Genomic DNA, 10,792 nt, shown 5'->3' with positions numbered 1-10,792 from the left:
TCAGCGCTCGGACAAGGCTCCTTCCAGCTGTTATTTTCTGAGCCTTCAGGCCTTTGCTAATCATTCTGGAGCCCATGGCTTCGCGGCTTTCGCTGTGCAGCTCAACGACTTTCAACCTGAGTTCCTCACGTCTGATCCGCGGCTTGGCCCGCCGTTGAATCCACTCATAAAAGCTGCTGCGCTTCACACCGAAAACACGACACACCACGGCCGTCGGAAATGACTCTCTTAGCTCTGCGATCATCGGAAACGATCGGGATCCGACATCAAGAGAGCGGTAGCCTTTTTTAATATTTCGGCTTCCATTTCCATGCGCTTGATCTTGGCCTTCAATTCTTGAATCTGGCGTTGATCTTCGGTAATCGCCTTGGTGCCTTTAACTGACTGCCCCTCACGCTCCTTGCGAACCTGATCAACCCAGCGCCGCAAAGCAGTGGGCCCGATATCCAGCGATGCACATACATCTAGAACCGGGCAGTTATCATCAAGCACCATGCTGGCAGCGTGCAGCTTGAACTCGCGGGTATAGACCTTTCTTTCGTTCATGGACTTTCGTTCATGGGACCTCCAAGTACCTCCAAGTTGGCGAAATCATATCGCCCTTAAGAGGTGTCCGGAATTATTAGGCCAGTTCAAGCTCGCTCCCACAGGGGGTCAGTGTTCAGTCTGAAGGTTTCGCTCTTCTGGCCTTGAAGAACTCACTCAGCACCGCGCTGCACTCCTCAGCCAACACCCCACCCTCGAACATCACCCGATGGTTCAGGAAGCCCTGGCTGAAAAACTGTCCCTGGCTCTGCACAATCCCAGCCTTGGGTTCCAGCGCGCCATAGACGACCCGGGCGATGCGTGAATGAACGATCAGGCCGGCGCACATGCTGCACGGCTCCAGCGTCACATACAGGGTGCTGCCCGGCAGGCGATAGTTGCTCACCGCCTGGGCGGCGGCGCGGATCGCGACCATTTCCGCGTGGGCGCTGGGGTCATGGCCGCTGATTGGACAGTTGAAGCCGCGCCCGATGACCTCGCCATCCTGCACCAGCACCGCGCCCACCGGCACTTCGCCCAACGCCGCACCTTGTGCGGCGAGGGCCAAGGCTTCACGCATAAAGTCTTGGTCCCGGCTGCGGTCAATGATCCTGGCGGGGCGAATCTGGCGCATCAAGCTACCTCGATGGCGGCCATCAGGCCGGTTTCCATGTGATCAATCACATGGCAATGGAACATCCATACGCCGGGATTATCCGCCACCAATGCCACCTGCGCCCGCTCGTTCTTGCCCAGCAGGTAGGTGTCGGTGAAATACGGGATGACCTTGTGCCGATTCGACGCGATCACCTTGAAGCTCATGCCATGCAAATGGATCGGATGCTGGTACTGGGTCATGTTCTTCAATTCAAAAATGTAGCTCTGGCCTTTCTTCAACGTGGCGATCGGCCGGTCGGCGCAGGTCTTGTCGGTGATGTCCCAGGCCTTGCCGTTGATCTGCCAAAGGCTCGGCGGCTTGCCGTTGTCAGTGTTGACCAACACCGAGCCGACCCATTCGAAATTGAAGTTGAGTTTCTCGGCATTGGCCAGGTCGGGTTCGGACACAGGGTTGGGCGGTAAAGCAGGCGGCCATGGCGTCGGCGCGTCGTTATTGGGCACCGAACGCAAAGTCCCCAGGCGTACCGGGCCATTGCGCAACGACAACTCTTCGCCGGCCGGTGGGGCCTTGATCGCCAGGCAAATGCGCATGCCCGGGCCCAACCAGTATTCCTTGCCCAGTGGGCGCGGTTCGATGGGGTTGCCGTCCAGCGCGTAGATCTGCGCTTCAACGCCTGGAATGTTGATGCGATAAGTGAGCGTGTTGTCGAGGTTGAGCAAGCGCACGCGAGTGATCTGCCCGGCCGGCAAATCGATGACTGCCTGCGGCACACCGTTGATGGTCGACAACCGCCCGGCCGTGCCACCACGCGCCGCCTCGCGAGGGATGCTGAACTCGACGAACTGGCCCTGCTCGTCCACGTGCCAGCTCTTGAGGCTCAAGGTCTGTTCGAACTTGAAACCGGTCGGCTCGCGCTCTTCGATGATCAGCGGCCCGACCAACCCTCGTCCAAGCTCTTCGCTGCTATTGACGTGGGGGTGATACCAATAGCTGCCGGCGTCCGGTACGCGGAACTTGTAATCGAAGTATTCGCCCGGCAACACCGGTAGCTGCGAGACGTACGGCACGCCGTCCATCTCCAGCGGCAAACGGATACCGTGCCAGTGAATGGTCGTCGCGACCGGCAAATGATTGATAAAGCGAACCCGCAGCCACTCGCCCTGACGCACCCGCAGTTCGGTGCCCGGCGCTGACGGGCCAAACGCCCAGGCCTGGGTCTTGTGCCCGGCCACCAATTCGACGTCCAGGGGCGCGGCGATCAGTTCATAGTCATGACCGGCCTCGGCGTCCGCCATCTTCCCCAGCCAGTACCGCGACGCGCCGCCTGCACCCACACCAACGACAACAAGACCGGCCAGGCCACCGAGTATTTGGCGACGGGTAAAGGACATGAACGCGACTACCTCTGCATCTGCGACGGACCGGTGGGCCCGCAAAAGGCGAATACGATACACCCGCAGATGAGAAACGGTAAGGAAACCAAGATGAAAAAAACGTGTGGTGGTCATTTCCCGACAGAAGAGCGGATCGAGCGGTCAGCGCGCGTTTACACCGCGAGGCGTAAAAAAGGCCAGCGCCGCCGCGACGATGAACAACGCAGGCACATCGCCGAGCAAATGACCGTAGTGCGACGCCCCGTCCATCCCGACGCCAAACGACTGCACCGCCATGATCGCGCCATGCACGACGCTCGACCACACGGTGAACCAGATAAGGCTCAAATGCTTCATTGGATCGCGAGACGCCCTCAGCAGGAACATGCCGAGCGTCGCGTAGATACCGACAATCATCAGCGGATAGTCGGAATGGCCGCTGTGCCACGCCCAGCCGGACGGCCAAAGGACCATCAATGGCCAGATGGCCAACACTGCGATCAGACCAACCACGATCAAGACGATGCGCAGGGCGGCGAGTTTTTGAACGTCGTTCATGGCGGGCTCCTGGATTGCGGCGTGTGTTTCACGGCAAAGGGAGCCCGGAGTATAGAACGCGCCTGAAAACCCACATCGACCTTCCATGTGGCGAGGGAGCTTGCTCCCGCTGGGCTGCGCAGCAGCCCCCCCGAACAGTCAGCCTTGTAAGCCGGTGATCAAATGCACCGCGCCGTTGTCCAGCGTCATCACCCCCGTCACACCTGCGCCGCTCAGCCCGGTCAGATCGATGCGCGTCATATCCCGCAACTCCACCCGCAACCGCGTCAAGGCCACGGGCTGATGGGACTTGAGGTTTTCAACGCCGCCCAAAGCCGCCAGGATCGCAGGTGGCAGCCCGTCAGCCATTTCCGGCTGCCTGGGCTCATCCGGCACCAAATCAGGGGTCAAGGCTTTCCAGAATACCTGCTGCAGTTTGTCAAACATCTTCATTGCTCCATCACCAGGGTGGCCGGATTGGCCGTGGATGAACAACCGCGCAGAATGTCACGCACCTGCTCCGCGCTGTCCTGGCCCAAGGCCTGTTGAGCGACTGCGCGACAAGCAGTCAGGTCCCATTCCCGGACACAGGCCTTGATCGTCGGAATCAGCGGCACGCTGACGGATAACTCGTGGACACCAAGCCCCAGCAGCACCGGCACCGCCAACGGCTCCGATGCCAGCGCACCACACACACCGACCCATTTCCCGTGGGCGCGAGCGGCCTCGGTCGCATGGGCGATAAGCCGCAGTACAGCGGGATGCAAGCTGTCGGCCTGGCTGGCCAGGCGTGGGTGATCACGGTCCATGGCCAGGGTGTATTGGGTCAGGTCATTGGTGCCGATGGAGAAGAAATCCACTTCAGGGGCAAACAGATCGGCCATCAGCGCCGCCGCCGGGACTTCGATCATGATGCCCAGCTTCGGCGTCTGCTTGAGCCCCAGGTTGCGGACCTCTTCATCCAGCATCTGCCGCGCCAGCCTCAACTCCGCCAGTTGCGTGACCATCGGCAGCATGATGTGCAGCCGCGTCAGTTCCGAACAGGCGAGAATTGCCCGGAATTGTTCCCGCAGCAACTGCGGTCGCTCCAGGCACAAGCGAATGCCGCGCATGCCGAGGAAAGGATTGGCCTCATGATCCATCGGCACATAGGCCAACGGTTTGTCCCCGCCCACATCCAGCGTGCGCACCACCAGGTTGCGCTCAGGCCCCAAGGCTCGCGCGACCGCACAGTACAGGGCCGCTTGCTCGTCGTGGCCAGGTGGATGCGCGCGATCCAGGTAAAGCAGTTCGGAGCGCAACAGCCCGACGCCTTCGGCTCCCAGGGGCATGGCCTGTTCCACGTCCCGCAGCGAGCCGACGTTGGCGCTGACTTCGACTCGATGACCATCGAGGGTACGAGCCGCCTGGGCTGACTGTTTGAGGTCACGCTGATGTCGCTGACGCTGGCGATCACTGGCGGCCTGGCGTTGCTCAATCAAGGCTTGATGCGGGCTTACGTGCAGTTCGCCGCCGTCGGCATCCAGCAATACCTGGGTGCCGTCATCCAGTGCCAGCACCTGTTGCGCCACGCCACACAACGAAGGCAGGCCCAGCGCACGCGCAAGGATCGCGACATGGCTGGTGGCGCCGCCGCCCACGGTGACGAAACCGGCGATGCGCGAGGTATCGAGGCTGGCAGTCTGGGACGGCGTCAGTTGCTCCGCGACCAGGATTGACTGCTCAGGCAGGTTCCAGCGCTCCTCTTGAACCCCCAGGATCAGCTTGAGCACCCTTTGCCCGACATCGGCCAGGTCCGTTGCACGCTCGGCCAACAAGGCACTGCCCAACTGCTGGAAAAGGGAAGCGGTCGCCTGGGTTGCGGTTTTCCAGGCGAACGCCGCGCTCTTGCCTTCGGCGAGCAAAGCCTGGGCCTGCTCCAGCAAGGTGGGATCTTCCAGCAATTCTTCATGGGCGCGAAATATCTGCGCCTGAACGGTGCCGGCTGCCTCGCCCTGCAATGCCCTCAAAGCATTCGCTGCCTGCGCCAGCGCTCGATCCAGCGCGGCCCGTTCGATTTCGATCCCTGTGCCCGTCGGCTCGATCTCCAATTCTTGGGAAGCGACCTGGACCACCACACCCAACGCAGAGCCGGGCGACGCGCAGACGCCCCGCAGCCGACCGGGTACCGAAGGCGCGACAACGGTGGCCGGCTCCAGCGCCAGCGGTGCTTCGACCGTTTCGCCGCAACCCGAAAGCAGCAGCTTTTCCAACGTTTCAATCGCTTGCCTGGCCTGGGGTCCGTCGGCGCTGAGTTGCAGTCTGTCACCCTTGATCGTCTGCAGTGCCATGATCGCCACCACGGATTTGGCATTGGCGGCGGCTTGCTGCTTGTGCAGTTGGATGTTCGCATCAAAAGCCTTGGCCGCCTGGGCAAACACCGCCGCAGGACGCGCGTGCAGGCCGCTCTCGTTGGTCAGGATCAGCGGACCGGAAAACAACACCGAACCCTGCTGCACCTCTTGCACCTTCCCTTGCTCACCTTGACGGACCTGTAACAACGGCGCGCCGCTTTCGATGCAAGTGGCGTCACCCACCAGCAGGCTGAAGGGTTCGCCGCTGACCACCAGCATCAGCGTCAACAGACTGCGCGCGTGCAAGGCGATGTAGTCCGCGTCGAAATCGATCAGCGGCTGGCCAGCCTCGACCCGCTGCCCCATTTCCACCCGCGAAGTGAATCCCTTGCCCGCCAGATTGACCGTGTCCAGGCCGATGTGCATCAGCACCTGGATCCCATTGTCAGCGGTGATACTCACCGCATGGGCGCTGTCCTGGAGCGTGCCGATGACACCGGACACCGGCGCGCAGAGGGTCTGCGAGGTTGGATCGATGCAAATACCATCCCCCACCACCCGACTGGAGAAAACCGGATCCGGCACGCTGTCCAAAGGCATCAGGACACCGGACAGCGGTGCGAGCAATTGCACGGGTTGTGTTGTGTTCATGACTTCACCTGCTGCTGTCTGTTCTTTTTCGCATCGCGGGCATGCAGAGATTACTGACCCGCGCTACACGGGTCATTTCCACCAGTATTCGATTTGCAGGCCCACGTTGGAACCATGTCGCGCCCCGCCAAAAACACCGGTGTCGGACAGCGCCGAGCCGGCCGCCAGTTCATTGGCCGCGCGCTTGGCCGCCTCGTTCCAACTGGCGTAGGTGTAATAGAGGCGTATTTCCGGGCGAGCCCAGAATTCCGGGCCCTTGGGCGACCAGGTGGGTGCAAAGGTGAATTTGCTCAGCTTGCGTGTTCCATCATTGGCCTTCACCTGATCATGGCCCAATTCGGTCACCAGCTTGAACTGATCGGTGATGGCATAGGCGGGACGAACCCCTAACGACAGCCAATCCTGATCGGCCCCGTCGGGGCGGATGTCCTTCTGGTACACCGCCTGCATTTGACCGCCGAAACGCGGCGTAACCTGCCAATCGAAAAACTCCACCAGGCGATAGCTCTTGCTGCTGTCATCCAGCCCGGTGTCGCCGGTATACCCAAGCCCGGTGCCGGGGCCCTCGCCGTATTGAAAGGCCAGTTTATTCTTGCCGCCGAGAAAGTCCTGCTGCACGTGCTGGGTGGTCAAGGCCCAACCGCGATGGGCGTCGCGACGGTCCGCCCGGTCGATGAAGCTCAGGCCAAATTCCAGCTCGCCGCCGGGGTTGGTCTTGAAACCGGCGACGTTGAAGTCATGCCGGTTGACCGGGTCTTTCTGGTACAGGTTGTCCTTGCGCGAGAAGGCATAGCTGTATTTCAGCCCGCCGATCAGCACGTCCTCGATGCCGCCACCGGTGGCGCTCTGGTTCCAGTAGTAGAAATCCGAGATATGGATGTCGTTCCGCTTGTAGTAACGCCGGCCGGCCCACAACGAACCGCCGTTCAGACTGGGCATGTTCGACCACTGGGCATACATCTGCGGCATGCGCGCCGCGCCGTTTTCGCCCTGGAAGGTCGGTGTGCGGTCATAGCGGTTGTACAGCGACGCCATGCCGTCCACGCTCAGCACCGAGCCATCGTCGAGGGTAAAGAGGTCCTGGCGTAGCTCCAGTTCCCCGTACTGTTCGCACTCGTTGCCCAACCGATATTTGCTCTGCGCACCGGGAAGCTGGAAGCAGGACTGGGACCGGCCATTGGTCGCGCTGCCGACGCCACTGCGCAGGTAACCGGAAAACTCCAGCGCCTGGGCCGGGAACGGCAGCGCCAGGCAGATGCAGGACGCAGCCAGGCCACGGTTTATTATTGTTTTCATACGCCTCTCCATTGTTTCTTATTGTTTTTTTGTTCCATGCCTTCCCCTTGATTAGCCATTCAGCTGACGACAAGGGACCCACGATGCGTCAGGCGCAACGTGTTCGCTGTCAGGCATTTGCCTGGACCAGGGGAAGTTTTTTCAGTCGCTCAGGTGCAGCACGAACGACTCGTAGGGCTGCAGGCGCAGCCGTCGGTATCGATGTTCGCCGGCTTCGTAGTTGCCGATCACCCAGCGCTGTTTCGTGCCAGGGTTGAGGATCCCTTCAGGCAGTTCCACGTCGCAGTCACCAGCATAAAAATGGTTGACCACCAGCAAGCGCTCCCCCTGCCCTTCGCGCAGGTATGCCCACACGTGCGGGTGTTCGGGAAGCAGCAGGCGATAGACACCGTCCTGGATCAGGGCTTCGCTGCGGCGCAGGGCGATCAGTTGACGGTAGTAATGCAGCACGGAGGTCGAGTCTTTTTGTTGTTGCTCGACATTGATGAACGCGGCGTTGGCAGGCACGCCAATCCACGGTTCAACCTGGCTGAAACCCGCATTCGGCCCGGCATTCCACTGCATCGGCGTGCGCCCGTTGTCGCGGGATTTCTGCATGATCGGGGCCATGGCCTCGGCTTCGGGGACTCCGGCGTTGCGCTTGAGGCGATAGATATTCAAGGTCTCCACATCGCGGTATTGCTCGATGTGGTCGAAGCCGGGATTGGTCATCCCCAATTCTTCGCCCTGGTACACGAATGGCGTGCCCTGGAGAAAGTGCAACGCCGTGGCGAGCATCTTCGCCGAAGGCACGCGGTATTCACCGTCATCCCCGAACCGCGACACCACCCGCGGCTGGTCATGGTTACACCAGAACAGCGCATTCCAGCCATCACCGACCTGCATGCCGACCTGCCAGTCGGACAGGATGCGTTTGAGTTCGAGAAAATCGAAATCGGCCCGCACCCACTTCTGCAGGTTCGGGTAATCCACCTTCAAGTGGTGAAAGTTGAAGGTCATCGACAGTTCGCGGGAAGCCGGGCTGGAATAGCGAACGCAGTGTTCAAGGCTGGTGGAGGACATCTCGCCGACGTTGATCAGCTCGAAACCTTCGAAGACTTCGCGATGCATTTCCTGCAGGTAGCGGTGCACGTTGGGGCCGTCGGTATAGAAGCGTCGGCCGTCCGTGTGGTCGTCCGGAAAGTCGGCCGGTTTGGAGATCAGGTTGATCACATCGAGACGGAAGCCGCCCACGCCCTTGTCGCGCCAGAAACGCATCATCTTGAACACTTCGGCGCGAACCTGGGGGTTGTCCCAGTTCAGGTCGGCCTGGGTGTGGTCGAACAAGTGCAGATAATACTGGCCAGTCTGGGCTTCGTACTCCCAGGCCGAGCCGCCGAACTTGGACTCCCAGTTGTTCGGCTGGTCCCGCCAGATATAGAAATCCCGGTACGGGTTGTCCAGGCTGCTGCGTGCGGCCTGGAACCAGGGATGCTCGATGGACGTGTGATTGACCACGATGTCGAGCATCAGCTTGATGCCGCGCTTTTGCGCTTCGGCGATCAACAATTCGCAATCGGTCATCGTGCCGTAGCTGGGGTCGATGGCGTAGTAGTCGCTGATGTCGTAGCCATTGTCCCGTTGCGGTGAACGCAGGAACGGCGTCAGCCACAGATAATCGACACCCAGCCAGTGCAAGTAGTCGAGCTTGTCCACCACCCCCAACAGATCGCCGGTGGGCTGGCCGCCATGGCTATAGAAGCTCTTGGGGTAGATCTGATAGATCACCGAGCGTTGCCAGTCTTGCATGTGCAATTCCTTCAGTCTTTTTTCTACCGGCCTCGCAGGCCGCCTATGCAAGTGCCCGGCGTCAGGCCACTCGATATCCCGGCCGGACAATTTTCATGCTCAACGCGCAGGTCAGGGCAAAGGGCACGCTCATGGCGATGACCATGCCGACCACGAACATCGGTATGTAGTCCGGCACGATGGAAATGAAACCTGGCAGCCCTCCCACGCCAATCGCCGAGGCCTTGATCTTGTTCAGCGAGAGGAAAATGCAGCCCAGGGCCGAGCCCACCAGAGCGCAATAGAAGGGAAATTTGTAGCGCAGGTTGACCCCGAACATCGCCGGTTCAGTAATGCCGAAATAAGCGGAAATCGCCGAGGTGGACGCCATGCTCTTGTCCCGCGCATTGCGGGTCATGTAGAACACCGCCAGCGCTGCGCTGCCCTGGGCCAGGTTGGACATGACAATCATCGGCCAGATGAACGTGCCACCCTGGGTCGAGATCAACTGCAGATCCACCGCCAGGAACATGTGGTGCATCCCAGTCACCACCAACGGTGCGTAGAGCAGGCCGAAAATCGCCCCGCCAATCACCGGTGCCAGGTCGAACAGCGCCACCATGCCTTCGGTGATCAGGATCCCCAGGTGCCGAGTGACCGGACCGATGATGGCGAGGGCCAGTACACCGGTGATCACGATGGTGGTGATGGGAATCACGAGCAGTTGGATCGCATTGGGCACCCTGGCCCGCAACCAGCGCTCGATCACGCTCATGACATAGGCCGCCAGCAGGATCGGCAGGATCTGCCCCTGATAGCCGACTTTCTCGATCCGGAACCAACCGAAGATATCGAAATACGGCAAGCTCTGGCCGTCCAGGCCCGCAACGGCCTTGCCGTAGTTCCAGGCGTTGAGCAGGTCCGGATGGACGAGCATCAGGCCCAGCACGATGCCGAGGATCTCACTGCCGCCGAAACGCTTGGCCGCCGACCAGCCCACCAGGGCCGGGAGGAAGACGAAGGAGGTATTGGCCATCAGGTTGATCAGGCTCCAGACACCGTCCAGGTTCGGATAGGCATCGAGCAATGTCTGCCCGGCAATGAACATGCCCTTGGCGCCCAGCAGGTTGTTGACGCCCATCAGCAGGCCGGCGATGACCAGGGCGGGCAGGATGGGCATGAACACATCGGACAATACCCGCACCAGGCGCTGCATGCCGTTGCCCTTCTGCGCACCCTGGCGCTTGACGTCGGCAATGGTCGCGGCGGCCAGGCCCGTCAGCTCACGCAGAGCGGCATAGACCTTCTCCACCTCGCCCGGGCCGATGACCACCTGGAACAGACCACCGGTAAAGAACGAGCCCTTGACCAGGTCGATCTGGTTCAACGTGGCGCTGTCCACCCGGGCCGCGTCCTTGAGGGACAGGCGTAGGCGCGTCACGCAATGGGCCGCCTGCTCGATATTGTCGACGCCACCCAAGCTTTGCAGCAGCTCGCTGGCGATTCTGGAGTAATCGTGGCTCATGCTTTTTTCTTCCGCGTCATTCTTGTTATTGAGAGTCGACAGCACGTGGAAGAGGAAAATACTCGTCTGTACGAGTTAAATCAACAACTCGTCTGTACGAGTTGTGTTTTTGTTTATGATAAGCCCCCGGAGATCCCGGAAAAGTCCTACGCTGCTGTCGGCAAAA

Annotated in this window: 10 protein-coding genes; 1 reads left to right on the top strand and 9 read right to left on the bottom strand. The window is 60.7% G+C overall.

What is annotated here, in order from left to right:
- On the top strand, positions 1-223 hold a 223-nt coding region (locus FHK92_RS27610; RefSeq protein ID WP_219915946.1), incomplete at its 5' end, for a hypothetical protein.
- Positions 224-240: 17 nt separating this feature from the next.
- Here the strand turns inward: FHK92_RS27610 and FHK92_RS04425 are convergent.
- From FHK92_RS04425 to treP, 9 genes are all read right to left on the bottom strand, one after another.
- A complete protein-coding gene (locus tag FHK92_RS04425; protein WP_181286996.1) occupies positions 241-546 on the bottom strand; it encodes a transposase in 306 nt (101 codons plus the stop codon).
- 115 nt (positions 547-661) lie between these two features.
- Entirely contained in the window at positions 662-1,159 is a 498-nt protein-coding gene (gene tadA / locus FHK92_RS04420; protein WP_181286995.1) for a tRNA adenosine(34) deaminase TadA, read from the bottom strand.
- Positions 1,159-2,535, bottom strand: a complete 1,377-nt coding sequence (locus FHK92_RS04415; RefSeq protein WP_181286994.1) for a multicopper oxidase family protein — start codon at positions 2,533-2,535, stop codon at positions 1,159-1,161. Before FHK92_RS04415 ends, tadA begins: the two co-directional genes overlap by 1 nt.
- Before the next feature lie 144 nt (positions 2,536-2,679).
- Positions 2,680-3,075, bottom strand: coding sequence for a DUF6632 domain-containing protein (locus tag FHK92_RS04410; RefSeq protein ID WP_181286993.1), 396 nt, complete (start codon positions 3,073-3,075; stop codon positions 2,680-2,682).
- 138 nt (positions 3,076-3,213) lie between these two features.
- Positions 3,214-3,501, bottom strand: coding sequence for a PTS transporter subunit EIIB (locus tag FHK92_RS04405; protein WP_181286992.1), 288 nt, complete (start codon positions 3,499-3,501; stop codon positions 3,214-3,216).
- A 2-nt stretch (positions 3,502-3,503) separates the two neighbouring features.
- The gene (ptsP, locus tag FHK92_RS04400) at positions 3,504-6,038 is read right to left on the bottom strand and encodes a phosphoenolpyruvate--protein phosphotransferase (protein WP_181286991.1); all 2,535 of its coding nucleotides are present in this window, start codon (positions 6,036-6,038) and stop codon (positions 3,504-3,506) included.
- Positions 6,039-6,110: 72 nt separating this feature from the next.
- On the bottom strand, positions 6,111-7,334 hold the full coding sequence (locus FHK92_RS04395) for a maltoporin (protein WP_181286990.1): 1,224 nt from the start codon (positions 7,332-7,334) through the stop codon (positions 6,111-6,113).
- A gap of 141 nt (positions 7,335-7,475) precedes the next feature.
- A complete protein-coding gene (gene treC / locus FHK92_RS04390) occupies positions 7,476-9,122 on the bottom strand; it encodes an alpha,alpha-phosphotrehalase (protein ID WP_181286989.1) in 1,647 nt (548 codons plus the stop codon).
- Between the two features lie 61 nt (positions 9,123-9,183).
- The gene (treP, locus tag FHK92_RS04385) at positions 9,184-10,626 is read right to left on the bottom strand and encodes a PTS system trehalose-specific EIIBC component (RefSeq protein ID WP_181286988.1); all 1,443 of its coding nucleotides are present in this window, start codon (positions 10,624-10,626) and stop codon (positions 9,184-9,186) included.
- Positions 10,627-10,792: the final 166 nt, after the last annotated feature.

Source organism: Pseudomonas brassicacearum subsp. neoaurantiaca (genome assembly GCF_013608025.1).
Taxonomy (GTDB): Bacteria; Pseudomonadota; Gammaproteobacteria; order Pseudomonadales; family Pseudomonadaceae; genus Aquipseudomonas.
This window is presented reverse-complemented; position numbering and strand designations above follow the sequence as displayed.

What these genes read in the sequence shown, in the direction of transcription:
- FHK92_RS04395 (WP_181286990.1), bottom strand. Translation starts at nt 7,334, where the DNA reads ATGAAAACAATAATAAACCGTGGCCTGGCTGCGTCCTGCATCTGCCTG.
- FHK92_RS04425 (WP_181286996.1), bottom strand. Translation starts at nt 546, where the DNA reads ATGAACGAAAGAAAGGTCTATACCCGCGAGTTCAAGCTGCACGCTGCC.
- treP (WP_181286988.1), bottom strand. Translation starts at nt 10,626, where the DNA reads ATGAGCCACGATTACTCCAGAATCGCCAGCGAGCTGCTGCAAAGCTTG.
- ptsP (WP_181286991.1), bottom strand. Translation starts at nt 6,038, where the DNA reads ATGAACACAACACAACCCGTGCAATTGCTCGCACCGCTGTCCGGTGTC.
- tadA (WP_181286995.1), bottom strand. Translation starts at nt 1,159, where the DNA reads ATGCGCCAGATTCGCCCCGCCAGGATCATTGACCGCAGCCGGGACCAA.
- FHK92_RS04405 (WP_181286992.1), bottom strand. Translation starts at nt 3,501, where the DNA reads ATGTTTGACAAACTGCAGCAGGTATTCTGGAAAGCCTTGACCCCTGAT.
- FHK92_RS04410 (WP_181286993.1), bottom strand. Translation starts at nt 3,075, where the DNA reads ATGAACGACGTTCAAAAACTCGCCGCCCTGCGCATCGTCTTGATCGTG.
- FHK92_RS04415 (WP_181286994.1), bottom strand. Translation starts at nt 2,535, where the DNA reads ATGTCCTTTACCCGTCGCCAAATACTCGGTGGCCTGGCCGGTCTTGTT.
- treC (WP_181286989.1), bottom strand. Translation starts at nt 9,122, where the DNA reads ATGCAAGACTGGCAACGCTCGGTGATCTATCAGATCTACCCCAAGAGC.